A 26,197-nucleotide genomic window follows, 5' to 3' on the forward strand; every position below is an offset into this window, starting at 1 on the left:
TCGGTGCTCACGAGCGCTCCGGCGTCGCCGCCAGCAGGACTACCGGGCGGGGCGTCTCTCGGTCGGTGCGCGGTCATCGGCGTACTCAACGTCACCTCGGACTCGTTCTCGGACGGCGGCCGCTACCTCGACGAGTCCACGGCGTTGGCGCACGCCGAGCAGATGTACGCCGACGGCGCCGACATCATCGACGTTGGTGGCGAGTCCACCCGACCCGGTGCGGCCCGGGTCGCCAGCGGCGACGAGGCCCGGCGCGTGGTGCCGGTGCTCAAAACCCTTGCCGCGCGGGGGATCCCGACCACGGTTGACACCATGCGCGCCGATGTCGCGCGGGCCGCGCTCGATGCGGGGTGCACCGCGATCAACGACGTATCGGGCGGCCTCGCCGACCCGGACATGCTGCCGGTCGCCGCGGCGTACGACGTGCCGGTGATCCTGATGCACTGGCGGGCGCACTCGGCCACGATGCGGGACTTCGCGACGTACGAGGACGTCGTACAGGACGTACGCCGCGAGCTGTCGGCGAGGGTCGATGCTGCACTTGCGGCCGGAGTCAAGCCAGAGCGGATCGCGATCGACCCGGGACTCGGCTTCGCCAAGACCGCCGAGCACAACTGGCAGCTGCTTCGCCGGCTCGATGCGCTGCTGGAGCTGGGTTATCCGGTGCTTGTCGCCGCGTCACGCAAGTCTTTTCTCGGATCGTTGTTGGCGGCGCCGGACGGCACTCCACGGCCGCCGGACCAACGCGAAGACGCGACCGCCGCGATCAGCATGATGTCGGCGATGGTAGGCGCCTGGGCCGTGCGGGTGCACAAGGTGCGCCCGTCGATGGACGCGGTCCGGGTCGCGGCCGCATGGGCGGGCCGATGAGCGACGAGATACGGCTGCGCGGGCTGACGGTCCGTGGCCACCACGGGGTCTTCGATTTCGAACGACGTGACGGGCAGGACTTCGTCATCGACTGCACTCTTGGCCTGGACACGTCGGCCGCGGCGCAGACCGACGACGTGTTGCAGACCGTGCACTACGGCGAGCTGGCCGAAGGGCTTGCCGGCGTGGTGGCCGGTGAGCCATGCAACCTGATCGAGACGCTCGCTCAGCGGTTGCTGGATGTCGCGCTCGGCTACGACCTGGTCGAGTGGGCGGAGATCGTCGTGCACAAGCCGTCCGCGCCGATCCCTTTGACGTTTGCCGACGTGGCGGTCGTCGTACGCCGGGAGAAGTCGTGACTCGCGCCGTACTATCCATTGGCTCCAACATCGGCGACACCATCGGACACCTGCAGTCGGTGCTGACTGCCGCCGGTTCCGCCGTCCGAGCCGTGTCGTCGGTCTATGAGACCGCGCCGTGGGGCGGGGTCCAGCAAGATCCCTTCCATAACGCGGTTCTGATCGTTGACGACCCGGCCCGCGACGCTTGGCGTTGGCTCGAGTTCGCGCACTCATGTGAGGATCGAGCCCGCCGCACGAGGGAGGTGCGATGGGGACCGCGCACGCTCGACGTCGACATCGTCGCTGTGTACGACGGTCCCGCCTCGGTCACCAGCGCCGATCCGACGCTGACCCTGCCGCACCCGCGGGCACACCAACGCGCGTTCGTGCTCGTCCCGTGGGCAGAAATCGAGCCCGCAGCACGGCTGCCTCAGGGCCCGGTGGCCGAACTTGTCGGCGCACTTGACCTGGCAGACCCGGAGCAACGCGTCGTACGCCGTAGCGACATACACCTTGAGGTGCGTGGTGGCGCGTAAGCAACTCGCGTCGACGAAGGCGTCCACGCTAGCCACGATCGCCGTGGTGGCGGGCTTGTTGAGCTGGGGGTTGGTGCGCAGCTTCTACGGGTCAATCCCTCCATTGGACTGGTACGTCCCGCTGTGGTCTGCGATCCTCGCCGCCGCCGAGTTCGTGTTTGGGCGGCAGCTCAAGCGCCGTATCGACCGCGCGCCCGGTACGACTCCGCCGGAACCGTTGGTCGCCGCGCGGGCGCTCGCGTTTGCAAAGGCGAGCTCGATCGTGGGGTCACTGCTGGTCGGCGTGTGGGCCGGAGTCGCGATATATACCGGTGGGCAGTGGGGCTATCTACAGTCGGCGAAGGCCGACACCGTCGTTGCGGCGTTCGGGTTGCTGTGCTCGGCCGCGCTCGTAGCCGGCGGCATATTTCTGGAATACGGCTGTCGCACCCCGCCTCAAAAAGACGACGAGGACGACGACGACCCCGACGGCGACTGGTTGACCCACCGCTAGCCCCGGTTGCGCGCAGGTGAAGCACTCACGAATTCGAGGCTTCGCGCCGGCCTTTTATGCCGAATCGCTATGCAATCTCGGATCCGTCAGGCAGTGTGAGCGGATCTGTTAATGCCCGCCCTACACAAGTTAAGGGCGGATACGGGAGGTCTATCGATGAGGCAAGGCGTGCGCCGGATCGCGAGTGCCGCGGCAGTGGCAGCGTTATCAACCGGAACAATTTTCGCATTCGGCGCAGGCACGGCGAACGCCGCGACGAATATCGGCGACGGCGTGCTGGATCCCAGCCTTACTGAGGTCAACATCCTCAACTTCAATGACTTCCACGGTCGTATTGACGAAAACAACGGCGGCGCGACGGGTCTGGCGTTTGCCGATAACGTCAAGACGTCGATGGCGAAGTACGACCCTGCGAAGACCCTCCTGCTGTCGGACGGTGACAACATCGGCGCGTCGCCATTTACGTCGATGTCCGACGCGGACAACCCGACACTCGCGTACCTCAACGCGCTGGGAGTCGAAGCGTCCGCGGTCGGTAACCACGAGTTCGACAAAGGGGTCGATGACCTCACCGGGCGTGTGAGCACTGCGGCGGCGTTCCCATACCTGGCCGCAAACGTCTACGCCAAAGGTACGACGACCCCGATCCTCGACGAGTATGTCGTGATCGAGAAGAACGGCCTGAAGATCGGCGTCATCGGCGCGGTCACCCAGGAGACGCCGGCCCTGACCGGCCCCAACGCGACCGGAACGGTCGATTTCGTCGACCCTGTCGACGCGGTCAATCGGGTCGCGGACCAGCTCACCGATGGCAACGAGGCCAACGGCGAGGCCGACGTACTCATCGCCGAATACCACGAAGGTGCGGGCGCCGGTACGCCAGAAGGCGCGACGATCGAGCAGGAGGTCGCACACGGGGGAGCGTTCGCCAAGATCGTCACGCAGACCAGCGCGGCCGTATCGGCGATCTTCACCGGCCATACGCACAAGGAGTACGCCTGGGACGGGCCCGTCCCAGGCGAGCCCGGCCAGACTCGGCCGATCCTGCAGGCCGCGTCGTACGCGACCTTCCTTGGGCACGTGCAGCTCGGATTCGACGCCAACAAGAAGCTTGTCCAGTACAAAGTGGAAAACCTGCCCACCAGCACGGTCGACCAGTCGAAACCCGAAGGCCAGCAGACGATGGCCGACTGGAAAGCGAAATACCCGGCGATCTGGCAGATCATCGACGCCGCAATCCAGAAGGCCGCGATCATCGGCAAGGAACATCTGGGCAACGTCACCGCCGACATCACCACGGCGTACGCCGCCGGTAAACGCGACGACCGGGCAAGCGAGTCGACGCTGAGCAATCTGATCGCGCAGTCGATGGTCGACGTACTCAACGACCCGGGGCGCAGCGGCGCCGACATCGGTCTAATGAATCCGGGCGGCGTGCGTGCGGAGCTGCTGTTTAACGACGGGGCAGACAACACCGGCGACATCACATATGCCGAAGCCGCCGCCGTCGTACCGTTCGCCAACACGCTGCAGACAATCGAGCTCACCGGCGCGCAGCTCAAGACGGTGCTCGAGCAGCAGTGGCAGACAAACGAGGATGGCACGATTCCGTCTCGTCCCTACCTGCAGCTCGGGCTCTCAGACAACCTCACCTACACCTATGACCCTGCCGCGACGCAGGGTGCGCACATCACCTCGGTCTCGCTCGACGGCGCGCCGCTCGACCTGACCGCGACTTACACCGTTGTCGGATCGTCGTTTCTCATCGGCGGAGGCGACAACTTCCGCGAGGTCGCGGCCGGTCAGAACATGAAGGACTCCGGTCTGATTGACACGGAGTCGTTCGCGACCTGGATCAAAGACAAGGGCACACTGTCACCGTCGTTCAATCGGCACGCGGTCGTCACCAATGGGCAGCCGGATGCGGTCACGATCGGCGAGCAGACCAGTTTTGCCGCCTCCGGTCTGGACCTGACTAGCCTCGGCAGCCCCTCGAACACCGAGCTCACGGCGTACGTCGGTGACACCGCGGTGGGGATGTTCTCGGTCAGCGAAGGCGCGGCGACGATCGCATTCACGACGCCCGACGGCATCGCCACCGGTCCGGCAACGCTCAAGCTGGTCGCGACCCCGTCCAACACCACGGTGACGTTCCCGGTCACGGTCAACGCGGCCACGCCCATCACGCCACCGACAACCGAGCCACCGACAACTCAGCCACCGACAACCGAGCCGCCGGCCCCGCAGCCGACCGTCACGGTCGATCACGCCAAGATCGCCCCCGGCTCGAAGATCACCGTCAAGGCCGTCAACTTCTCCGCGGCAGTCGGATCGATGGCGCAGGTCGAGCTGCATTCCGATCCGGTCACCATCGGTCAGATGTCCGTCGGCAGCGGCGGCTCGGCGACCGGGGTGTTCACGATCCCGGCAGCTACGACGCGCGGTGCGCACTCGATTGTCGTCACCGCCGGTGGCGTGACCGCATCGGTGCAGATCACGGTGACAGCCTCGGGCGGCAAGGGTGGCACCCTCGCGAGCACCGGCGCCGACGTCGCGCCGAAGCTTGAGGTGGCCGCGATCATGTTGGTGCTTGGCGGCGGGCTCACTCTCGCAGGCCGCCGCCGTAACGGCTAGCCCCAAACGTCAACAGGGGCGGCGTTGTTGCGGACTACCGCAACAACGCCGCCCCACTTGACAGCAGCGAAGGACTATTCGGCCAGCTCAGGCTGTAGCACTGGACTGCGGCGTATGACTAGACCCACGACCGCCGCGGTTGCCGCGAGCAGGATCGCTCCGGCAAGGAAGGCTGCATCTGCGCCGGAGACAAACAGCCCGGTTGGGCTCGTGCCCGCTGCCGCGTCGCGGGTCGCGGTACCAAAGACCGTGACGAGAATCGCCAGTCCCAGTGATCCGCCGACCTGTTGCGACACGTTGACCAGACCGGACGCCGCGCCACTGTGCTCCGGCTTGACGCCGGCCAGCGCCGCGGAGGTGAGCGGTACGAACGCCGCCCCGTTGCCGAGCCCGAGCAGCAGCAGCGGACCCAGCACGTCCAGGTAGCCGCTCGAGGCGGACAGCTGCGTCATCCAGAGCATGCTCACCGTGGACATCGACGCGCCGACGATCATGACCAGGCGCTCGCCGTACCGCTCGACAAGCACCCGTGCGCTGAGCTGGGAGCCGGAGAACAGCGCGATCGATACCGGCAGAAAGGCAAGGCCGGTCGCGATCGGGCTGTAATGAAGGATGTCCTGCAGGAACTGTGTCAGGAAGAAGAACATTCCCATCATTCCGGCGGTCATGAGCATTCTCGCGACGTTGGCGCCAGATCGGGTGCGGCTGGCGAACAGTTGCAGGGGCGTGATCGGCTCCGCCGCCCGCCGTTCGATCACGATGTACGTCGCCAGCAGCACGACGCCGGCGCCGAATGCGAACAATGTGCTGCTGTCGCTCCACCCGTGCGTCGACGCCTGCACGAACCCAAGCACCAGGCCGGTCATTCCGAGCGTCGAGGTAATGGCGCCGGACAGATCGAACTTGCCGGGACGTCCGGGTGAGCGCGGCACGATCAGCGATCCGGCGATGACCAACGCGAGGCCGATCGGGACGTTGACATACATGACCGATCGCCAGGACAGCCACTGGGTGAGCATGCCGCCGGCCAACAGGCCGATGGCCGCGCCGCCGACGGAGATGGCGGTATAGAGACCGAGCGCGCGGGTGCGTTCGCGGCCCTCGGCGTACATGCCCATGAGGAGGGCAAGCACGGCCGGCGTTGCAAACGCGGCGCCACCGCCTTGCAGCGCGCGAGCGGCGATCAGCCACGCCGGCGATGTGGCGAGACCTCCGAGCAGGGAGGCCGCGGTGAAGACCGATACGCCGGTGAGCATGGTACGGCGCCGGCCGAGGAGATCACCGGTGCGTGCGCCGAGTAGCAGTAGTCCGCCGAAGGTGAGCGTGTAGGCGCTGAGCACCCACGACAGGCCCGACGCGGTGAAGCCGAGTGCGCTTTGCATGTGCGGGAGCGCGACATTGACGACGGTCATGTCGAGCACGACCATCAGCTGGGTGATGAGGATGACCGCGAGGATCAGCCCGCGACGGGTGACGCGTTGGGTGCCGGGTGCGCCGGTGGGCGGACGCGGCGAGATTGTGGATTCTTGCTGAACAGGCACGGAGTTAGACTCCTTGGAGTAGATTGATACGAAGAAACGGAAGGTCCCTCCAGTTACAATACGGAGGCATCCTCCGTTTAGCAACACTATTTCCAAGGAGGTTTGTCGCAATGTCTTCCAGCGCCCCGGCTTCGTCGGGTACGACGGTGAGTGCGACGACCGGCCGGCCGATGCGCGCAGACGCGCGTCGCAACTACGAATTGCTGGTCGAGGCGGCCAAGGCAGTGCTCGTCGAAAACGACGGCGACGCTCCGCTCGAGGACATCGCGCGTCGAGCAGGCGTCGGGATCGGCACCCTATACCGGCATTTTCCTAAGCGGCTCGATCTTCTCGAGGCCGTCTACCGCGAGGAAGTCGACGCGCTCGCGCACAGCAAAGACCAGCTGGCCGCGGACGTCTCGCCGTGGGAGGGGCTCGACCGATGGCTGCATCTGCTCGTCGGTTACGTCGCTACCAAGCGGGTGCTCTTTCAAGAACTCGTCGATGCGATCGGCAAGGAATCCGAGCTGTTGACGCACTCGCGGGCGGTCATGATGGATTCGACGGCTGCGATGCTCAAGGCCGCCCAGGATGCCGGCGTCGCACGCGCCGACGTGCGACCGGATGACCTGGTCCGCATTGTCGGTGGCTGCACGATGATGCCGCACGTCGCACCGGACCAGCAAGAACGCATGGTGCAGATCGTGCTGGACGGCGTACGCATCTAGACCCGCGATCCGTCACGTAATTCGCGCGATCCGTCACTTACGACCCGTGATCCGTCGCTTATGCCCCGTGATCGGTCGCTCCTGTCCCATGCGTCCGACCTTCGCCGACTTTCAAACGGGCTGACCACAGGCGGTACCGCTTCGGCCTACCTCCACCGTCCCGTCACCGATAATCGCCCGCGCGAGTACAAATGTGCCGACCCGCATCAAGGTCCGGACATTCTTGCTGCGTATCAGCACATTTGTGCGAATGTCGTTCAGCGACCAAAAAGCCCCGGGCCTCTAAAGCTCCCGGGACTTTCTGTGTAGCTGTATGACGATGCGTTAGGCGTTGGCCTCGACCTTCGCCGGATGAGCCTCGACGTCGAGAGTGATGGTCACCTTGTCGCCGACGACCACCCCGCCGTCTTCCATCGGAATCTGGAACTTGATGCCGAAGTCGGAGCGCAGGATCTCGGTGGACGCCTCGAACCCGGCGGTCTCACCCGCCACGCCGCCGAACTCGGTCTTGAGCTCGACCGGCTTGGTGATTCCGTTGATGGTCAGATCGCCGGTAACCACCCAGTCGTCGCCCTTTGGCGCGATGCTGGTCGACGCGAAGCCGATCGTGTTGTGGTTATCGAGGTCGAAGAAGTCCGCAGAGCGCAGGTGTCCGTCGCGCTGCTCGTTGCCGGTGTCGACCGACGGGACGTCAATGGTGACCTTGACCGAGGAATCCTCGACCTGGTCGGCGACGGTGATGGCGCCGGAGAACGTCTTGAACGTGCCCTTCACCTTGCTGACCATCATGTGGCGGACGCTGAAACCGATCGCGGTGTGTGCGGTGTCGATGTTCCAGACGCCGGGGGTGAGGTTGAGCGTGGATGCTGCGGTCATCGTTGAATGCTCCAGTCGGGATTCGGCCCAGGCCTGCCCGGGTCGGGTAATTTGTACGTCGGACGGAGGGTGTCGGCTAGTGTTGACCGACTTCGTCCGCGAGGCATGAATTGAAGTTACAACTATTAAGTTGAAATGTCAACCAAAGACAACTAGAGTGGTGTCATGACCGAGACCAAATGGCTAAGTTCCGAAGAGCAGCTAGGCTGGCGCGGATTTCTGCTTGCCTCCCGTCTGATCATGGACCAGCTCAACCGTGAGTTGCAGGACGCGCACGACTTGTCGCTCACTGACTACGCCATACTTGTCCGTCTCAGCGAAGAGCAAGACCACCAACTGCGGATGACCGAGTTGGCCGCGTCGAGCGGCCTGTCCAAGAGTCGGCTGTCCCACCAGATGAAGCGGCTCGAGCAACGTGGCCTAACATCGCGTTCGGTCTGCCCGGACGATGCGCGCGGCACCAACGCGGAGCTCACCAAGGCTGGTTACAAGGCATTGCAAGATGCCAGCCACACCCATGTCGCCGGTGTGCGCGAGCACTTGCTTGACCATTTCGACCCGGACCAAGTGCGCGAGCTGGCTCGATGGACCGAGGAAGTCGTACATCATCTTGATCAAGATGGAAGGTCCGGGCCGCTGCTGCCGTCCTGTCAGCCATAGGGCAAAATCGGTTGCATGCCACAACTGACGCCCACCCGTGCGTGGGAGAGGATGCTCGAAGGTAACGCCCGTTTCGTGAGCGGCGACCCCGCCCACCCGGATCAGGATGTCGCGAAGCGAGAAGAGCTCACCGGCGGCCAGAATCCGTTCGCCTTGGTGTTTGGCTGCGCCGACTCGCGCGTCGCCGCGGAGATCATTTTTGACCAGGGCCTCGGCGACCTATTCGTCGTACGCACGGCAGGGCACGTCATCGACCCCGGTGTACTCGGTTCTATCGAGTTCGGTGTCGAACTTCTGAATATCCCCCTGATCATCGTTCTCGGGCACGATTCCTGCGGCGCGATTGGTGCAACGCTTGCGACGACCAAATCAGGTGACATGCCTGGCGGCTTTATCCGCGACATCGTCGAACGAGTGATGCCGAGTGCCATCGCGGCGCGCTCCAAGGCAGGCGGTGCCGAGGTTGGGTCCGAAGAAGTTGTCTCCGAGCACGTCATGCAGTCGGCCAAGCTACTCGCAGATCGGTCGCGGATCATCTCCAACGCTATCGATTCCGGGAAACTCGCGATCGTCGGCGCCACATACAAACTGCATGACGGCGAAGCGCGCGTCGAAGGTGTCGTCGGCAATCTCTGACCACGACTGTGAGGCCTAAGCCTCGATGAGTACGGCGGCTCCTAGCCCGACTCCGATACATGCGGCCGCCACGCCGTAGCCACCGCCGCGACGCCGAAGCTCGCGCGCGCAGTCGATGATGACCCGCGGCATCGAGGCGCCCAACGGGTGGCCGATCGCGATCGCGCCGCCGTTCGGGTTGACGTCAGTGTCGGCGACCTTGGCCACCTCGGGCATCAATCGCAGGCAAGACAGCACCATCGACGCGAAAGCCTCGTTGATCTCCCATACTTTGATGTCGGAAGCGGAGAGCGCGGCCTTGTCCAAGAGCTTGCCTATCGCATCGACGGGTGCGATCGAGAACTGATCGGGCCGGCGAGCCGTCGTCACCGATGCGTGCAGCCTCGCGATCGGCTCCATTCCCTGTGCGGCAGCGGTCTTCTCGTGCATCATCAGCGTCGCGATCGCGCCGTCGTTGATCGGGGACGAGTTGCCCGCCGTACCGATGCCGTCGTCCGAGAACGCCGGGCGCAGCCGCCGCAACACGTCCATCGAGGTCGCGTCCCGGATCGACTCGTCTCGCTCGACGAGCCCGTCCCGTGCCTGGATCGGCAGCACGAAGTCGTGATGCAGCTTGTCTCGCCATGCCGCGGCAGCGCGCTGGTGTGAGCGAGTCGCCCACTCGTCCATCTCGGTGCGGGTGACGCCAAGTTTGACGGCCTCGATTTCTGCGCACCGGCCGAGCGAGGCCACCCACTCACGCGGGAAACGCGGATTGACCAGCCGCCAACCGACCGTCGTACCGACGAGATTCATGGCGCGGGGCAACTCCTCGTCGGGCCGGGGAAGGACATACGGCGCACGGCTCATCGACTCGACACCGCCTGCGATGACGGTATCGAGCTCGCCAACCGCGATCGCTCGCGCGGCTTGGATCATCGCCTCGCCACCAGAACCACAGAGGCGGTTGACCGTCACCCCGGGGACGGTGTGCGGCAGGTCCGCGATCAGCGCGGCCATCCGGGCCACGTTGCGGTTGTCTTCGCCCGCTCCATTGGTGTCACCCAGGATGACATCGTCGATGCTTGCCGGATCCACATCGTCATTGCGCCGGCAAAGTTCGGCGATCGGCATGGCCGCGAAGTCATCGGTGCGGATATGCGACAGGCCGCCGCGATACTTGCCGAACGGCGTGCGCACCGCGTCGATGATCACGGCACTGGACAATGGGAATCGAATAGCCATACCGCGACGATACAAAGGGGTTCGGAACGTGACTGAGGCATCCCAACGACCGGGTCGCCACCCGGCCAGCCACCACTACGAGGCCACGGTTGTGTGGACCGGCAACCGCGGCACCGGCACGTCGGCGTACCGCGAGTTCGGGCGTGAACACGACATCATCTCCGCGGGACGCCCGACACTCGCCGGCTCCGCAGATCCGGCCTTCCGCGGAGATCCGGAGCGATGGAATCCGGAGGACTTCCTGGTCGCCGCGCTTGCCGAGTGCCACATGCTGACATTTCTGCACCTCGCGGCGCTCGGCGGCGTGATTGTGACCGAATACGTCGACACCGCCACCGGAACGATGGAGATGAACAACGACGGTAGCGGGCAGTTCGCCGAGGTGACGCTGCATCCGGTCGTGACCGTGCAGGACGAGTCGATGCGCGAGAAGGCGATGTCACTGCACCACCCCGCGGGCGAGATGTGTTTCATTGCGCGGTCCGTCAACTTCCCGGTCAACCACGACGGGACCGTGGTCGTTACGTCGTAATGACGTCGAGCCCCAGGTCGTCCTGAGCGGCCTCCACATAGAGATCGACCTTTTCGCCGGTCGCGGTGTAGACGGCATGCTGATCGAAGTGTGCGTTGAGCAGTACGACGAGCTCGTCGACCGACTTCGGCGCAGCGGCCTGCTGGGTGAGGGCCCGGGCGATCAGACCGCGACTGTGTTTGGCCATGTGGGATACGACCGTGCGTACGCCCGCCTGCTCTCGGAAAACCCGCACCGGGACGTATCGCTTGGTGAGAGTGCCGCTGGGCCTCCACGATGCGGCGTACGTCGAGGACCGGCAGTCGATGATCAGGCCGCGCGCCGCGGCATCGGTCATCGGCTCGTCGAGCATCGGCTTCCAGAATCTCGCGAGTCCGCCGAGCCTCGGCAGTGACACCGACATCGATAGCCGGTACGCCGGAATCCGGTCGGTCAGCCGCACCGCACCCCAGAGTGCCGAGGAGACGACGACCTGCCGGGCGGCGCGTCGTTTAGCGGCAGGGTCGAGGTCGGCGTACCCGAACGCGTCGAACAGTACGCCGGTATAGACCTTCCAGGCTGGCGCCGCGGGGGCGTCGAGTAGGTCGGCGTTGGCCGCGACGAGCTCGCCAAGTCCGGCCGGGACCTTGAGCACCTTCAGTGCGTCTGCGCCGCCGGACACCTCGATGAGCGACTTGGCCACCTCGTGCCGCGCGGATGTCAGTTCTGGGAACGACAGCGAACTCACATCGACCGGTTTCCCGGTCGATGCTTGGGTTTTACCCTCGGACGGCGGTAGCAAGATCAGCACTGGCCCATCATCTCGCACCTCCGGCCGTCCGTCACGAATGTCCGGCCGTCCGTCGTGCTGACGTTGTGCTCGGTATCGTCACTGACCGGAATGGTCTAACGTCGTCGCCATGGAGATCTCCCCGTCGTCGCGACTCGCCCGTCAACTCGGCTCGGTATTGGAACCGATCGTCGGACAGGTGTACTTCTCGCCCGAAGCACACGCGAACTATGTGGCGCTCGGGTTCGACGCCAGCCGCGGAGACGCGAACGGCGTTGCGCTGCCGGACGGTCCGTCGTACTTCGCCAGCCGAGGAAGCGTGCTGGGCCAGGTCTCCGGCGAGGTGATCGCGGCGGGATTCGGTGTGTTCAGCCCGGCTGTCGTCGTACCGTCGGTGAAACTGGCGTGGACCCGGACCGACGCAGCCACAATCCGCGCCGCTCGCGCCGAGGGCGCCCTCGCCCAACTCCGCCGCCTCCTGGGTGAGCACCCCGACGGCACAGACCGTGGACTCGAACTGCTCGCCCGCGCGGCCGCCGTACTGTCGATCACGGGTCGGCCGATGGCGGCGGGGATCAGGTCTTTGCCGTTACCGTCCGATCCGCTGGCGGCGCTCTGGCACGTGGGCGACTTCCTGCGCGAGTACCGAGGCGACTGTCACAACGCGGCGTGGGTTGCCGCCGGGCTGTCGGCCACTGATATCGGCCTACTCACCGAGCTCTATTGGGGCATGACGCTGCGCAGCTACAGTCGCTCGCGCGGCTGGACCGAAGCGGAGTTCGACGCATCCGAATCGAGATTGCGCGACAGGGGGCTGCTCGACGGTCCCGGGCTGTCGGATGCCGGCCGGGAGCTCCGGGAGCAGCTGGAGGTCGCGACCGACGTGCAGATGCTTCCAGCGTTAAACGCGCTCGGCGAGGACGCGACCGAGCTGTGTGAGTTGCTCGAACCCTGGGGCAAGACAATCCGAGCAGGACACGGTTATCTCGCGTCCGGACCGCACGACCTTGGTGGACGCTGAGCGCCTACCCGGCAGCGGGAGGGTGATTAGTTACGCAATGGGGCTGCGCGGTCACACCAATGCGCTGATCGCTGCCGCACTGGCAATCCCTCAATCGAGTATCTGCATTGGCAAACGGTGCGCGACGTGCGGTTCGACCGACCACGGCAAGCCGTACCTGGTCAATGCGCCGGGACAGGCGATCTCGATCGCGCACGCCGGGGACTGGACAGTCGTAGCGTCGTACGCCGGGCCGAGCCTCGGAATCGACCTGGAGTCGACCGACCACCCGATGCTCGAGCCAAGCGATCTGCTCACCGTCAGCGAGGCGCGCCGGGTTGGCGAACTGCCTGCGGTTGACCGGTCCGACGCGTTGCGGCGACTTTGGGTGCGCAAGGAGGCGGTCGTCAAGGCGACCGGCACGGGACTCGCAGTACCGCTGGCCTCGATCGCCCTCGAGCAGTACGACGAACGGCACTACCTCGCTTCGGGCCGGCTGCTCGAGCGGCCCATGAGAGTGATCGACGTGCCGATGGGCACCGAATTCGACTGTGCCGTGGCGATCCCCGCGGATCAGGGCTTCGAACGGGTCGAGGGGCGGATTGCTAGTCCGCCGCCCCCGGGAAGGTCGTACGACGGAAGTGGGTGAGTGTCCAGCCACCTGCGCAGCAGTACGACGGCCGCGTTGCCGAGCCGGTCGCCGACAAGGACGATGAAATCCAACGTGGTCGCCGTCGAGTGGCGATAGCGCGACACCCACTCCCGCAGGACGTCGAAGAACGCGGGATCGCCTGCGGTGCGCCGCAACGCGTGCAAGGCCAGCGCTCCGCGTTTGTAGAGGCGATCGTCGAACATGAGCTCCGGACCGGGGTCGGAGATCGCGAAGTCCTGCGGTAGCGCGGACAGCTTGTCGTAGTAGCGGCGAGCCCAGTAGTCGGCGGTGCGGTCGCCGGAATGCTCGGCCCACAGCCATTCGCTGTAGCAGGCGAATCCTTCGTTGAGCCAGATGTCCTGCCAACGCGTGAGGCCGACGGAGTTGCCAAACCACTGGTGCGCAAGCTCGTGCGCGATGAGCCGATCCGAGCCGGACTGCCCATCCACATGGTTGGCGCCGAACGTCGAAAAACCCTGGGACTCAAGGGGAATCTCCAGCGCATCTTCGGTCACTACCACTTTGTACTCGGAGAATGGATACGCGCCGTACAACCCGGCGAACAGCTCGACCATCTCGTGTTGCCGCGCGAAGTCATGCTCAAACTTGGCCTGCAGCTGACGAGGGACCAGTGCCGTTTGCTTCACGGGGTCCTCGGCCAGGCCGACGAAGGGCTCCTGACCGATGTAGAGCGTGGCGAGGTAGGTCGCCATAGGTTCGTGCTGTTCGTAGATCCAGGTCGTCTGCGACGATCCGACGCGCTTAGACGTGAGCGTGCCGTTGGCGAGCACGGAGTACGGCGAATCAGTGGTGATCGCAAACCGGTACGGTGCTTTGCTGCTTGGGTGGTCGTTGCACGGGAACCAGGTCGAGGCGCCGGTCGGCTGGCTAGCGACCAGCGCGCCGTTGTCGAGCTCCTCCCAGCCGAGTTCCCCCCACGGGCTGGAGGCTGGCCGAGGATTGCCGCCATAGCTGACTTCTACCGAGATCGGTACGCCGGGGACGGTCGGACCGGCCGGCCAGATGTGCAGTTTGCCCGCTCGCGCGACGTACTTTTTGACTCGCCCGCCGTCGATGGTCACGCGCGATACCTTCAGCCCCGTGAGGTCGAAGGACAACCTGCTCAAAGCGCGGTGCGGGCGGACCGAGACAAGCGCCTTGGCGCTCAGTCGGTTGGGCGCGACTCGGTAGTTGAGTTCGAGGTAGTAGGAAAGTACGTCGTATCCGCCGTTTCCGTGTTTCGGCGTGTAGGGATCGCCGTACGTATCCGGACCGATCTCCGGCTCGCTCACACTCACGCATTTTCCTTCTGTGCCTCTGCAGTCGCCTGGTCGCCAACTGCGACATCGACCGACAGGTGGGGCATCTTTGGTGCATTTGTCGACCAGGGGCTGATGGGGTTACCCTGCCACAACGATCGGGCCGGTACCGACTCGCCTCGCATGACCAGGGACGCGGGGCCGACGGTCGCGTCGTCGTCGATCTGTGCTGCGGGCAAGATGACGCTGTGCGGGCCGAGGGTCGCGCCGCGGCCGAGTACGACGCTGTCGAGGCTCATTACCCGGTCATGGAACAGATGCGTCTGTACGACGCAGCCTCGGTTGACGGTGGCGCCGTCTTCGAGCCGGACCAGATCGGCTTCGGGCAGCCAGTAGCTTTCGCACCACACCCCGCGACCGATGTGTGCGCCGATGGTGCGCAGCCACAGGTTAAGGACCGGAGTGCCGGTAGCCGGCGCGGCGAACCACGGTGCGGCGACAAACTCCACGAAGGTGTCGACGACTTCGTTGCGCCAGACGAACGAGCTCCAGAGCGGGTGTTCCGATTTCGGTATGCGTCCGACGATCAGCCACTTCGCCGCCGTGGTGATGCCGGCGGCCACGGCGCCGACGACGGCCAGTACGACCCCGGAGAGCACGAATGCTTGCCATAGCCCGAGTTCGAGATGCAGCAGTTGGAGCGTGAGCAGCAGGCTCACGCCGATCGCGCCCGAGACGATTACCGGTATCGCGCGGCACACCTCGACGAGCGAGCGCATCACCTTGAGCCGCTTGGAAGGCTTATGCGTCAGCGAAGAATCGACGTCCTGTGCATTTCGGCGCAGCTTGACCGGCGGGCTACCGAGCCATGATGTGCCCGACTTCGACTTGTGCGGCGCCGCCGAAAGTACGGCGACCAGACCGTCTTTGGGCACCCGGCGCCCGCTGTGGGCCATGCCAGAGTTTCCGAGGAACGCACGTTTGCCGACCTTCGCCCTAGCTATCCGCATCCAACCGCCACCGAGCTCGTACGAGGCGACCATAGTGTCGTCGGCGAGGAACGCGCCGTCGCGCACCTCGGTCATTTTCGGCACGAGTAGCACGGTGGAGGCCTCGACGTTCTTACCGATCTTGGCGCCCAACGCGCGCAGCCACACGGGTGTGAAGAGGCTGGCATAGATCGGAAACAACAGCGTGCGGGCGGTGTCCAGCAGCCGCTCGGTAGCCCAGACCTGCCAGCCGATCCGGCTGCGCACCGGATGCGCGCCCTCACGTAGGCCGAGTCCGAGTAGCCTCACGAATCCCAGGATCAGGACCGCGAGCGTGACAAACGCGGCGATAGAGCCCAGGGGCACACCGATCATTGCTCGGCCATAGCCCTGCGCCCAGGTGTTTGCATCGCCGACGAACAGCTTGACGATCCACAGTCCGACGATCGCGGCGAGCACCGGCAGGAGCGCCATGACGAGCGATGAGGCGCCATAAGCCCACACCCACGCCGTGGCCCTCGGGGGTCGTTCCTCCGGCCACGGGTGCTTGACGCGGCCCATCCGCCGCGCCGGGGAGCCGCTCCAGAATTCGCCGGTAGGTACGTCGCCGAACACCGCCGATCCTGGCGCGACGTCGGAGTCTCTGCCGACCGATGACCCGGGCCCCATCGTGCTTCGGGAGCCTATCGTCGCGCGCGCACCGATCTTGATCGCACCGATGTGCACGAGGTCCCCGTCAATCCAGTAGCCGGAAAGATCCACCTCCGGTTCGACCGAACAGCCGCCGCCGAGCTCGAGCATGCCCGTGATGGGAGGCAGCGAGTGCAGGTCCACCCCTTTGCCGATCTTGCAGCCCAACGCCCGCGCGTAGTACGGAATCCAGGGTGCACCGGCCAGGTTGGCCGCGCCTACCGCGTCGGTGAGCCGCTCGGCCGCCCAGAGCTTGATGTGTGTCTTGCCGCCGCGGTCGTACGCCCCGGGGCGCACGCCATACAGCAACAGGCGGGTGCCGAGGACGGCGACCGTCATCCGGCCGAACGGCGTGAGCAGGATGAGTGCGCCGCCGCCGACGAGCCACCAGGACACCGGTGCCGGCCCGTAGTCACCAACGCCGCCGACGATGTTGGTCAGCAACAGGAGGATCACGACCCATCTGGCGCCGGCGATCGTGTTGATGATGACGCTGAGGCCGAGCTGCAGAAGCTGGGTGCGCCGCCGGGTCGGCTGGACGGTGCCACGTTGGCTGGCGGGCTGGATGGTGCGGAACTTCGACTCGAGAAACTCGGTCATCGAGCCGACGGAAGGCTGTGCGTAGAGATCGGCGACCGTCACCTCGGGGTAGCGCTGGCGGAGCTTGGACACCAGTTGAGCGGCGGTAAGGCTGCCGCCGCCGTTGGCGAAGAAGTCGTCAGTCCGGCTAGTCGGCGTGACGCCGAGGACCTCGCCGAACCGGTCTGCGACCCAGGTCTCGGTCTCGGTGAGATCGTCGGGTTCGTCGTGCGCCGGTGCCGAGGCTATCGGCCAGGGGAGTGCGTCGCGGTCAACCTTGCCCGAGGTGCGGGTCGGGAGGGTGTCGACGGCGGCGAGCATCGGCACGAGTGCTGCGGGGAGTGCCTCGGTAAGGCGGGCCCGCGCGGCGGACTGGTCGAACGGTACGTCGTCGGCCGGTACGACGTAGCCGACGAGGACCTGGTTGCCGCCCGCCGTCGTCTTCACCGCTGCGGCGCCCCCGGCGATACCTGGAAGCGATTGCAGTGCCGCGTCTACTTCGCCGAGCTCGATGCGGCGACCGCCGAGCTTGATCTGTTCGTCCGCGCGGCCGACGAACAGCAGACCGGCCGCATCGTTTTGGACGAGGTCGCCACTTCGGTACGCGCGGTCCCAGCCGAGGGTCGGCATGGCGACGTACTTCTCGGCGTCCTTGATCGGGTCCAGGTAGTGCGCAAGCCCGACGCCGCCGATAACCAGCTCGCCTATCTCGCCTTCACCGACCGGCTCGGAGGTGTCTTTGTTGACGACGGCCAGATCCCAGCCGTCTAACGGAAGCCCGATTCGCACCGGGCCATCGCCGGTCAACTGTGCGGCGCACGCAACGACTGTCGCCTCTGTAGGGCCGTAGGTGTTCCAGACTTCGCGGCTGTCCGTGACGAGCCGCTCGGCCAACTCCGGCGGACACGCCTCTCCGCCAAAGATCAGCAGCCGGACGTCGTCGAGGCTGTCGGCCGGCCACAGCGCCGCCAAGGTCGGCACCGTCGACACGATCGAGATGTGTCGAGCGACGAGCCATGGCCCAAGGTCCATTCCGGTGCGCACCAATGCGCGCGGGGCCGGTACGAGGCAGGCGCCATACCGCCAAGCGAGCCACATCTCCTCGCAGGAGGCGTCGAACGCGACCGACAACCCGGCCAAGACCCGGTCACCGGGACCGATCGGCTCGTCTTGCAGGAACAGCCGTGCCTCGGCATCTACAAATGCCGCGCCGGAACGGTGTGAGACGGCGACGCCCTTGGGTAGGCCGGTAGACCCTGAGGTGAAGATGATCCAGCAGTCGTTGTCCGGGGTTGGAGGTGACGGCGGCGCATCGGTGGCCGCGGCAAGTCGTCGTACCTGTTCGACGCTGTCGAGGATCGTCGTGACCGCCGCCTGGCCGAAGACGAGCTCGGCACGTTCCGGTGGGTCGTCTGCGTCCACTGGCACGTACGCCGCACCAGCGATCAGGATGCCCAGAATCGCCAGATATAACTCGGAAGTGCCGGATGGGATCTGGATGCCGACACGGTCTCCCTGGCGCACACCGTCGGCCGCGAGCCCGGCGGCGATACGCTCCGCCGTTGCGGTCAGCTCGGCGTAGCTGAGGATCGACGTACCGTCATCCAGTGCCGGCTTGCCGGGGTACGCCGCGGCGGTTGCCCGGAGTACGTCGACAAGGGTCCGTTCGTCGGGCCGTCGGTCGCCGCGCAACATCGTCATCGTGGAGGTGCGTGCTCTTTCGGGTCGGGTTGTCCGTCGGATTGCGGAGGTCGATCCTCAATTATGTATCAGGGGTGCCGTGTCACCCATTTGGCCAAGATGAACATTTGGTCGCCCGTGTGATGAACAATCGCGACTAGCCTCGGGTACGCCGTACCGGAATGATGATCGGGCCGTGCTGCGGCGACCCTTCGGGGGGCAGCAGTACGTCGAGGTGCGCGCCGTACGTCGCACGCAGCGTGTCGGGTCGTAGTACGTCGAGTGGCGCGCCAACCGTGACGACTTTGCCTCTGTGCATGAGCATCAGCCGGTCGGCGTACTCCGCTGCGAGGGTCAGGTCGTGCATCGTGCTGATGACGGTGAGCGCCGAGCCGCGGCGGAGCTCGTCGATCACCTCGAGGACCTCCTGTTGGTGGCCGATGTCGAGCGCGGAGGTGGGCTCGTCGAGGAGTAGGACCGTGGGCTCCTGGGCCAGCGCGCGGGCGATGAACACCCGCTGCAGTTCGCCGCCGGACATCGAACCGAGCATCCGGCCTGCGAATTCAGCGAGGTGGAGCCGGTCGAGCACGTCGGAGACGACCTGACGGTCTGTGGGGCCCTCGCGGTGCAGTGGGCCGAGATGTGGCGTACGGCCGAGGAGCACGTAGTCGGTCACGGTCGTGCCGGTTGGCACGGCGGGATTCTGAGCGACGACGGCGATCTGGCGGGCGATCTCGCGGCGCGGCATGCGGGTGATGTCCTTGCCTTGCAGGCTGACCTGACCGGTGCAACGGAGCAGGCCGGCGACCGCGCGCAGCAGCGTCGATTTCCCGGCGCCGTTCGGTCCGATGATGCACAGCCACTCGCCCGGCAACGCGTGCAGGTCGACGTCGTCGATCAGCGTCGCGTGGTCGAGGACGACCGAGACGCCATGTGCCGCTAGCGCGGGAAGGGTGGCGGTCATCGGCGCGAGGTCCGTAACAGTATGAGGAAGAACGGCGCCCCCAAGAAGGCCGTGACGACGCCGATCGGGATCTCCGCGGGTGCCAGCAGCATCCGCGCCGCGATGTCCGCGATCACCAGCAGCGCGCCGCCGACCAGCGCCGACAGCGGGATGATCGAGCGGTAGCTGTGCCCGCAGATGAGCCGCACGAGGTGCGGCACGATGATGCCGACGAAGCCGATCAGCCCACTCACCGAGACGGCGGCGGCGGTGCCGAGAGAGGCCGCGACGATCAGCAGGATCCGGGCCCTCGCGGGGTGCATGCCAAGCGCACTGGCCTCTTCGTCGCCGAGCGCCATCACGTCGAGGACTCGGCGGTAGGCAAGCAGGATCCCGACGCTGACCACGGCGTACGGCAGGATCATCAGCACCTCAGACCAGCCCGTCGTGCTCAACTTGCCGAGAATCCAGGAGTAGACCTGCTTCAGCGAGTCGGAGTTCTGCTGTACGACGAAGGTCTGGATGGCGGTCAGAAACGACGTCACAGCGACGCCGGCGAGGATCAGGGTGGCGGTGCCGGACCGCATCCCCGTCGCACCGAGGAGGTAGGTCAGTGCCACGGCGACCAGGGACCCGACGAAGGCGGCGATCGGGGTCAACGCGCCGCCCCAGCCGCCGGCGATCGCAAACGTGGCGCCTAGACCGGCTCCGGAGGCGGACCCCAGCAGATAGGGATCGGCCAGTGGGTTACGAAAGACGCCCTGGTACGCCGCACCGCAGATCGCCAGCAACATGCCGACCAGTACGCCGAGGATCACCCGTGGGAAACGGATCTGGGTGACGATCGCGGACTGCACTTCGGTCAGTCCGCTGTGGATATGTATGCCGGGAATGTGCCCGAGTAGCTCGGTGAACACGCCCCACGGGGGCAGCGCTACGGCACCCATGGCGACGCCGAACACAACGGCGACGATCAGGATCACGAAGCAGATCGCGGTGTGCGAGAGCCGCAGCCGGGCCGGCCGGATCGTCGGCATCGCCGGGGCTGAGTGCCCCGTGATCGACTGCCGCGCCGTGTCCGGCCGTGCCATGGAGTGCTAGCCCGCGTGCTTTTTGACCGCGTCGCCTATTTCCTTGGCGAGGTCGGCGATCCGGGGGCCCCACCGCGAGGCGATGTCGTCGTTGATGGACACGATGCCGTCGTCCTTGACCGCGCGGGTGACGTCCCAGCCGGGTCGCGCCTTGACGGTCGCCGCATCCTGCCCGCAGCATTTCGTGTCGGCCAGGAAGATGAGGTCGGGGTCGGCGTCGATGACGTACTCGGCGGACAGCTGCGGATAGCCGCCGGCGGTGTCGGGCGCCTTGTCGGCGATGTTCTCGAGGTTGAACTTCGAAAGGATCGAGCCGATAAACGTCTTGGACGTGACCGAGTAGCCGGTGCTGTCGAGCTCCCAGAAATACGTGAGCGGTTTCGATTTCGTTGGCGCGCTGGCGGCCGCGTCGTCGACGGACTTCTTGACCTTGGAAGCGAGCGCGGCGCCCTCGGTGTCATGGCCGGTGAGCTGGCCGATCTGCTTGAACTGGTCGTACGCCTCGTCCAGCGACTTCGGTGCGGACAGAACGACGGCGGTGATCTTCAGCTTCGCCAGTGCCTCGACGATGTTGTCCTGGTCATCGGTGAGCAGCACGAGGTCTGGCGCGAACGTCGCGATTGACTCGGCCTTCGGCGCGAAGGCGTCGAGGTCGGAGACCGGGGCGTCCTTTGGGTAGTTCGAGAGCTTGTCGACGGCCTTGACTTGGTCGCCCGCGCCGACGGCGTACACCGACTCGGTCAGCGACGGCGACAGTACGACGATGGACTCGGGCAGCGCCTTGAGATGGATCTTCTTGCCCTCGACGGTGACATCCCGGGGAAACTTCGACGAGTCGCCGGATCCCTTGCCGGCGGTGCCGCCGCTGGAGTCCGATCCGCAACCGGCGAGGAGCGCAACTACGACGAGTAGGGCGGCGCCGAGAGCGGCAATCGCCGCTCGTCCTGGTCGTCTGTTGCGGGTGGTGGTCATGTCGTGCCTTCCTGTCGGCTGAGGTGGTGCACTCGCTGACAGGAACCGCGCCGTGAGACCGGATGATCTTGGTGGCATAAGGACCGTCAAGCGATGAGCTCCGTGTCCTCGAGAGCGCTCGTCGCCGTTGAATCCCAGGCGTCCTGGCTTTCCGACGCGAGTCGAGCCATTTCTCGTCAGGCGGTCGGTCACAGTTGCGGGTCAGCGCCGGACTTGCACCGGCTTCGCTGAGGAGTCAACAGCAGTACTGTACTAGGTTCGGCAGCATGACCGTCGTCTCGTACCACACCGTCGCCGCCGACGTGGACGCCGAAATCGAGGTCAAGAAGTCCCGGTTTTTAGCGCGGGTACGACGTATCGAGTCCGAGGCTGACGCGCGGGCGGTGATTGACGGTTGCCGCAAGGAGTTCTGGGACGCTCGGCACCACTGTTCGGCGTACGTCATCGGGCCGGGCGCCGACCTGACCCGGTCCAACGATGACGGGGAACCATCGGGTACGGCGGGCGCACCGATGTTGCAGACCATCGCCGGGCGTTCGCTCAGCGATGTCGTGGCGGTGGTGACGCGTTATTTCGGCGGCACGCTACTCGGCGCCGGTGGCCTCGTGCGCGCCTATTCCGAGGCCGTCGCGGAGGGACTCGACCGGGCCGGAGTGGTACGCCGCACCAAACGACAGGTCGTGGAGATCAGGGTCGCGCCCGCAGTGGTTGGCAAGATCGAGAATCTCGTTCGTGCCAAGGGTTTTGGGATCGTCGGTACGTCGTACGCCGAGTCGGCGACGTTGGCGGTTGGCATACCGCACGGGCGGCTCGGCGAACTCAGAGCGGTTCTCGCGGGCGAGGGTGAGTACGCCGTGACCGGCGAGGCTTGGACAGACGAGCCGGCCACCTCGCAGTGAAGTGGCCGGCTCGTGGGTGCTTTTCGGTTAGGCAGATTTCGAGCTAGACGGTTTTGGTGTGCCCGCTTCCACCGTCGGCAACGAGGTTCTGTCCGGTGACCCAGGCCGCATCGTCGGACAGGAAGTACGCCGCGGCTGCGCCGATGTCCTCCGGTACGCCGAGCCGGCCGATCGGGTAGGCGCGAGCGACCTCGTCTTCCTTGTCGACGTACAGCGCCTCGGCGAACCGGGTCTTGACGACCGCGGGGGAGATCGCGTTGACGCGGACGCCCGGGGCCATGTCGTCCGACAGCTGCATCGTGAGGTGGATCAGTGCGGCCTTCGAGGTGCCGTAGATGCCGATCGGACCCGCCGATTTCAGGCCGCCGACGGACGCGATGATGACCATCGATCCACCGTTTTCCTTCCAGGTGCGGTGCCAGACCTGCTGCGCAAGGCCAAGCGTGGAGACCACGTTGGTATCGAGCACCTTGCGTGCTGTATCGAGCGGAAGGTCGAGCGTCGAGCCGTAGAACGGATTGATGCCGACGTTGCCCACGACGTGGTCGAGGCGGCCGAACTTGTCCATCGCGAGCTCGATCGCCTCGGCACGGTGGTCCTCGTGCGATGCGTTGCCGGCGAGCGTCAGCAGCCGGTCGCCCGCGTTGAGCCCCTTGGCGGCTTCATCGAGTGATTCTTGTTTGCGACCGGTGATGACGACCGATCCACCTTCTTGAAGGATCCGTTCGGCGATCCCGAGCCCGATACCACGGCTACCTCCGGTGACGAGTGCTGCTTTGCCTTCAAAACGGTTAAGTACGCCAGCCACATGTACTCCTTCAGTCAGTTTGGTCGGGTTCGTCATGCGATCCCGATCGAGAGTCGATGCGCTCGATCTTGTCATGATGTTCCGAATCGGATTCGGTTTGTGGTCAAAATCCCGCACACTAATTAGCCTCATGGGGACGACAACGATATGAGACAGTTTCATCGCGCCTATAGCGGGCGATAATCCAGGAGGTTGCACATGAAGATCCGCCGATACGAGGACCGTGACCGCGAACCGGCGCTCGCGCTAGCGCCCAGGTTGGTCGAGGGAATCGCCCCATGGCGCGATGAGAAGGCGGCGCGGGCGTCATACATCGATACCGTCGCGTGGTCGATCGACCATGGCGACGACGACGACATGGCCGTGTTTGTCGCCGAAGACGACGAGGGTTTCGCCGGCATAGTGACGGTGAAGGAGAAGGGTCACTTCACTGGCCAGAAGGACGCGTACGTCGAAGGCCTCGCCGTGCAGGAGCGCGTAGCGCGGACCGGGCTAGGCACCAAGCTTATGGATGCCTGCGAGGAGTGGGGCCGCCGTCGCGGCCATCGCCGGTTGATCATCAAGACCGGCGCCGGCAATAAGGTCGCGCGCGAGTTCTACGCCTCGATCGGCTACGAGGAAGAAGAGGTCAAGCTCAGTAAGGCGCTATAGCGCGCGATAGGCACACGTCAGGGCACCCTTGGATCATCCGCCGGTAAATCGGTCGCAGACCGCTTACCGTAGGGTTCAGGGGTGCCAAAGGACGAGAAGAACCCCCAGGACTCAGCGCCCAACCCGGTCGAGGTTGACGACACACCCGAGCAGCTCAAGATTCGCCGCGGAAAACGCGAACGGCTTCTCGCCGAAGGTGTCGAGCCTTATGTAGTTGGTGTCTCGCGCACGCATTCTCTTGCGCAAGTGCGGGCGGCGTACCCCGATCTGGAAGCAGACCATGCGACTGGTGACCGGGTCGGTATCACCGGTCGGGTCATTTTCTTTCGCAATTCCGGAAAGCTCTGCTTCGCGACCTTGCGTGAGGGCGGCGTCGAACTTCAAGTGATGATTTCGCTGGCGAAGGTCGGCGAGGAGGCGCTCGCGCGCTGGAAGTCCGACATCGATCTAGGCGACCATGTATTCGCCGATGGCGAAGTGATCACTTCGAAGCGTGGCGAACTGTCGGTACTAGCCGATCGCTTCGAGCTCACCGCTAAAGCGCTGCGTCCGCTTCCAGTCGCGCACAAACCAATGAATGAGGAAACTCGGGTCCGCCAGCGGTACGCCGACCTCATCGTGCGTCCGGAAGCGCGACAGATGGTTGAAGTGCGCGGAAAAGCAATAGCCTCGATCCGGGAAACGCTTACGTCGCACGACTACATCGAGGTCGAGACCCCGATGCTTCAGTCTGTCCAAGGTGGCGCCACGGCTCGGCCATTTACGACGTTTTACAACGCCTACGGTCTTGAGGTGTTCCTGCGGATCGCCCCCGAGCTCTATCTCAAGCGTTGTGTGGTCGGCGGAATTGATCGGGTATTCGAAATCAATCGGAACTTCCGTAATGAAGGCGCGGACTCGACTCATTCACCGGAATTCGTCATGTGCGAGTTTTATCAGGCTTACGCCGACTACAACGTCATGGCGGACTTGAGCCGGGAGATCTACCAACGCGCCGCACAGGCGGCCTTGGGCAGCATGGTCTTTGACCGCGCCGACGGTACGACGATGGACCTGTCCGGTGAGTGGCGCAGCGCTTCCCTGTATGAGATTACGTCGGAGGCGGCCGGCGTAGAACTCACTCCGCAGACACCGCTGGAGACGCTGCACGAAGTCGCGACTCAGAATGGGGTCAAGTTCAGTCCGGATTGGGTAGCCGGAAAGGTGCTCGAGGAAATTTTCGAGACGCTCTGCCGAGATCAGCTTCGTGGCCCGATCTTCATTCGGGACTTCCCGCTAGATACCAGTCCACTTGTGCGCTCGCATCGCAGCATCGAAGGCGTCGTCGAAAAGTGGGATCTCTACATCGACGGAATGGAGTGCGGGACCGGCTACTCCGAATTGGTTGACCCGGTTATTCAGCGCGAGCGGTTTATCGAACAATCCGCGGCCCGCGATGCCGGCGATAACGAGGCTATGCAAATCGATGAGGACTTCTTGCGTGCTCTGGAATACGGCATGCCGCCATCGGGTGGTGTGGGCCTCGGTATCGACCGGATGTTGCAAGTGCTGACCGGCCGCGGTATCCGCGAAACGATTCTCTTTCCGTTCGTCAGGCCGGAGTAACTCGTAGCGGTCCGCATAATGCCGTTTCGCTCGGCAATTTGTGATGCCTGTGTGAATTGCAACGCGCCATCACGGAATGGCCGCGCGGCGCAGCCAAAACATGTGTATTGTTTCGCTACGAAATTGTTATCTAGGCTACGGAAGTAAACACACATGGCACGCCAGATCCAAGTAAAGCTCATCGATGACATCGACGGATCGGAAGCTTCCGAGTCCGTTTCGTTCGGGCTCGATGGCGCGACGTACGAGATTGACCTGACGAAGAAGAATGCCGCCGCACTCCGCAACGCGTTGACGAAGTATGTCGGTGCGGCTCGCAAAGTCACCGGCGGGCGCAAATCTGCCGCCAAGTCCGCGACCGTCGACCGTGAAAAGAACAACGCGGTCCGTCAGTGGGCGCGCAAGAACGGCCACAAGGTGAGCGATCGCGGGCGTATTTCTGCGGAAATAATGAGCGCGTACGACGCGGCGCACTAATTCCAGAGCCAGCGCAATAAAGAGCCGGTCGCATTTGCGACCGGCTCTTTGCGATTGGGTAGTGTGGCGGATAAGAGTCCATC

25 protein-coding genes and 1 riboswitch are annotated in these 26,197 nt (G+C 65.0%); of the genes, 15 read left to right on the plus strand and 10 right to left on the minus strand.

What is annotated here, in order from left to right; all coding sequences use genetic code 11:
* Positions 1-3 precede the first annotated feature (3 nt).
* From folP to CLV47_RS06190, 5 genes are all read left to right on the plus strand, one after another.
* Positions 4-870: a dihydropteroate synthase gene (gene folP, locus CLV47_RS06170; protein WP_202862420.1), complete on the plus strand. Its 867-nt coding sequence runs from the start codon at positions 4-6 to the stop codon at positions 868-870.
* A complete protein-coding gene (gene folB, locus CLV47_RS06175) occupies positions 867-1,229 on the plus strand; it encodes a dihydroneopterin aldolase (RefSeq protein ID WP_106348201.1) in 363 nt (120 codons plus the stop codon). Before folP ends, folB begins: the two co-directional genes overlap by 4 nt.
* Entirely contained in the window at positions 1,226-1,747 is a 522-nt protein-coding gene (gene folK, locus CLV47_RS06180) for a 2-amino-4-hydroxy-6-hydroxymethyldihydropteridine diphosphokinase (RefSeq protein WP_106348202.1), read from the plus strand. The genes folB and folK overlap by 4 nt, the downstream gene beginning before the upstream one ends.
* Positions 1,737-2,240, plus strand: a complete 504-nt coding sequence (locus tag CLV47_RS06185) for a DUF3180 domain-containing protein (RefSeq protein WP_170110975.1) — start codon at positions 1,737-1,739, stop codon at positions 2,238-2,240. The genes folK and CLV47_RS06185 overlap by 11 nt, the downstream gene beginning before the upstream one ends.
* Before the next feature lie 156 nt (positions 2,241-2,396).
* Positions 2,397-4,874, plus strand: a complete 2,478-nt coding sequence (locus tag CLV47_RS06190; protein ID WP_170110976.1) for a bifunctional metallophosphatase/5'-nucleotidase — start codon at positions 2,397-2,399, stop codon at positions 4,872-4,874.
* A 74-nt stretch (positions 4,875-4,948) separates the two neighbouring features.
* Here the strand turns inward: CLV47_RS06190 and CLV47_RS06195 are convergent, their stop codons facing one another.
* Entirely contained in the window at positions 4,949-6,415 is a 1,467-nt protein-coding gene (locus CLV47_RS06195; RefSeq protein ID WP_202862421.1) for an MFS transporter, read from the minus strand.
* Between the two features lie 110 nt (positions 6,416-6,525).
* Between CLV47_RS06195 and CLV47_RS06200 the strand changes: the two genes are divergently transcribed.
* Complete coding sequence (locus tag CLV47_RS06200; RefSeq protein ID WP_106348126.1) at positions 6,526-7,122, plus strand: TetR/AcrR family transcriptional regulator; 597 nt, start codon at positions 6,526-6,528, stop codon at positions 7,120-7,122.
* 324 nt (positions 7,123-7,446) lie between these two features.
* Here CLV47_RS06200 and CLV47_RS06205 read toward each other — a convergent pair whose 3' ends face one another.
* Positions 7,447-7,998, minus strand: a complete 552-nt coding sequence (locus tag CLV47_RS06205) for a YceI family protein (RefSeq protein WP_106348127.1) — start codon at positions 7,996-7,998, stop codon at positions 7,447-7,449.
* A 165-nt stretch (positions 7,999-8,163) separates the two neighbouring features.
* Here CLV47_RS06205 and CLV47_RS06210 point away from each other — a divergent pair, with 165 nt between their 5' ends.
* Together CLV47_RS06210 and CLV47_RS06215 are read left to right on the plus strand one after the other, a co-directional pair.
* Entirely contained in the window at positions 8,164-8,658 is a 495-nt protein-coding gene (locus CLV47_RS06210; RefSeq protein WP_106348128.1) for a MarR family winged helix-turn-helix transcriptional regulator, read from the plus strand.
* Positions 8,659-8,673: 15 nt separating this feature from the next.
* Positions 8,674-9,294: a carbonic anhydrase gene (locus CLV47_RS06215; RefSeq protein ID WP_106348129.1), complete on the plus strand. Its 621-nt coding sequence runs from the start codon at positions 8,674-8,676 to the stop codon at positions 9,292-9,294.
* A gap of 15 nt (positions 9,295-9,309) precedes the next feature.
* Here CLV47_RS06215 and CLV47_RS06220 read toward each other — a convergent pair whose 3' ends face one another.
* Entirely contained in the window at positions 9,310-10,518 is a 1,209-nt protein-coding gene (locus CLV47_RS06220; RefSeq protein WP_106348130.1) for a thiolase family protein, read from the minus strand.
* A gap of 28 nt (positions 10,519-10,546) precedes the next feature.
* On the opposite strand from CLV47_RS06220, the gene CLV47_RS06225 reads away from it, so the two are divergent.
* Complete coding sequence (locus tag CLV47_RS06225) at positions 10,547-11,050, plus strand: OsmC family protein (RefSeq protein WP_202862422.1); 504 nt, start codon at positions 10,547-10,549, stop codon at positions 11,048-11,050.
* Here CLV47_RS06225 and CLV47_RS06230 read toward each other — a convergent pair.
* Positions 11,040-11,840, minus strand: a complete 801-nt coding sequence (locus CLV47_RS06230) for a YaaA family protein (protein WP_170110977.1) — start codon at positions 11,838-11,840, stop codon at positions 11,040-11,042. The two genes, CLV47_RS06225 and CLV47_RS06230, sit on opposite strands and share 11 nt — an antisense overlap.
* 109 nt (positions 11,841-11,949) lie before the next feature.
* Here CLV47_RS06230 and CLV47_RS06235 point away from each other — a divergent pair, with 109 nt between their 5' ends.
* Entirely contained in the window at positions 11,950-12,840 is an 891-nt protein-coding gene (locus tag CLV47_RS06235) for an SCO6745 family protein (protein ID WP_106348132.1), read from the plus strand.
* Positions 12,841-12,877: 37 nt separating this feature from the next.
* Positions 12,878-13,468: a 4'-phosphopantetheinyl transferase family protein gene (locus tag CLV47_RS06240; RefSeq protein WP_106348133.1), complete on the plus strand. Its 591-nt coding sequence runs from the start codon at positions 12,878-12,880 to the stop codon at positions 13,466-13,468.
* On the opposite strand, the gene CLV47_RS06245 is transcribed toward CLV47_RS06240, so the two are convergent.
* From CLV47_RS06245 to CLV47_RS06265, 5 genes are all read right to left on the minus strand, one after another.
* On the minus strand, positions 13,393-14,769 hold the full coding sequence (locus CLV47_RS06245; protein ID WP_177557499.1) for a M1 family metallopeptidase: 1,377 nt from the start codon (positions 14,767-14,769) through the stop codon (positions 13,393-13,395). The genes CLV47_RS06240 and CLV47_RS06245 overlap by 76 nt on opposite strands.
* The gene (locus CLV47_RS06250; RefSeq protein ID WP_106348135.1) at positions 14,766-18,689 is read right to left on the minus strand and encodes a Pls/PosA family non-ribosomal peptide synthetase; all 3,924 of its coding nucleotides are present in this window, start codon (positions 18,687-18,689) and stop codon (positions 14,766-14,768) included. Before CLV47_RS06250 ends, CLV47_RS06245 begins: the two co-directional genes overlap by 4 nt.
* A 136-nt stretch (positions 18,690-18,825) precedes the next feature.
* Positions 18,826-19,632, minus strand: a complete 807-nt coding sequence (locus CLV47_RS06255; RefSeq protein WP_106348136.1) for an ABC transporter ATP-binding protein — start codon at positions 19,630-19,632, stop codon at positions 18,826-18,828.
* Positions 19,629-20,702: a FecCD family ABC transporter permease gene (locus CLV47_RS06260; RefSeq protein ID WP_238145252.1), complete on the minus strand. Its 1,074-nt coding sequence runs from the start codon at positions 20,700-20,702 to the stop codon at positions 19,629-19,631. The genes CLV47_RS06255 and CLV47_RS06260 overlap by 4 nt, the downstream gene beginning before the upstream one ends.
* A 6-nt stretch (positions 20,703-20,708) precedes the next feature.
* Positions 20,709-21,674, minus strand: coding sequence for an ABC transporter substrate-binding protein (locus CLV47_RS06265; protein ID WP_106348138.1), 966 nt, complete (start codon positions 21,672-21,674; stop codon positions 20,709-20,711).
* A gap of 136 nt (positions 21,675-21,810) precedes the next feature.
* Positions 21,811-21,903, minus strand: a riboswitch (cobalamin riboswitch).
* Positions 21,904-21,940: 37 nt separating this feature from the next.
* Here CLV47_RS06265 and CLV47_RS06270 point away from each other — a divergent pair.
* Positions 21,941-22,573 (plus strand): YigZ family protein, encoded by a 633-nt coding sequence (locus CLV47_RS06270; protein ID WP_106348139.1) that lies wholly within the window; start codon positions 21,941-21,943, stop codon positions 22,571-22,573.
* A gap of 43 nt (positions 22,574-22,616) precedes the next feature.
* On the opposite strand, the gene CLV47_RS06275 is transcribed toward CLV47_RS06270, so the two are convergent.
* Entirely contained in the window at positions 22,617-23,381 is a 765-nt protein-coding gene (locus CLV47_RS06275; protein WP_238145253.1) for an SDR family oxidoreductase, read from the minus strand.
* Between the two features lie 198 nt (positions 23,382-23,579).
* Between CLV47_RS06275 and CLV47_RS06280 the strand changes: the two genes are divergently transcribed.
* The 3 genes from CLV47_RS06280 to CLV47_RS06290 all read left to right on the plus strand — a co-directional run bounded on the left by CLV47_RS06280 (position 23,580) and on the right by CLV47_RS06290 (position 26,114).
* Positions 23,580-24,032: a GNAT family N-acetyltransferase gene (locus CLV47_RS06280; RefSeq protein ID WP_106348141.1), complete on the plus strand. Its 453-nt coding sequence runs from the start codon at positions 23,580-23,582 to the stop codon at positions 24,030-24,032.
* Positions 24,033-24,113: 81 nt separating this feature from the next.
* A complete protein-coding gene (gene lysS, locus CLV47_RS06285) occupies positions 24,114-25,637 on the plus strand; it encodes a lysine--tRNA ligase (protein ID WP_106348142.1) in 1,524 nt (507 codons plus the stop codon).
* Between the two features lie 153 nt (positions 25,638-25,790).
* Positions 25,791-26,114, plus strand: a complete 324-nt coding sequence (locus CLV47_RS06290) for a histone-like nucleoid-structuring protein Lsr2 (RefSeq protein ID WP_106348143.1) — start codon at positions 25,791-25,793, stop codon at positions 26,112-26,114.
* Positions 26,115-26,197: the final 83 nt, after the last annotated feature.

Source organism: Antricoccus suffuscus, from assembly GCF_003003235.1.
Lineage (GTDB): Bacteria > Actinomycetota > Actinomycetes > Mycobacteriales > Antricoccaceae > Antricoccus > Antricoccus suffuscus.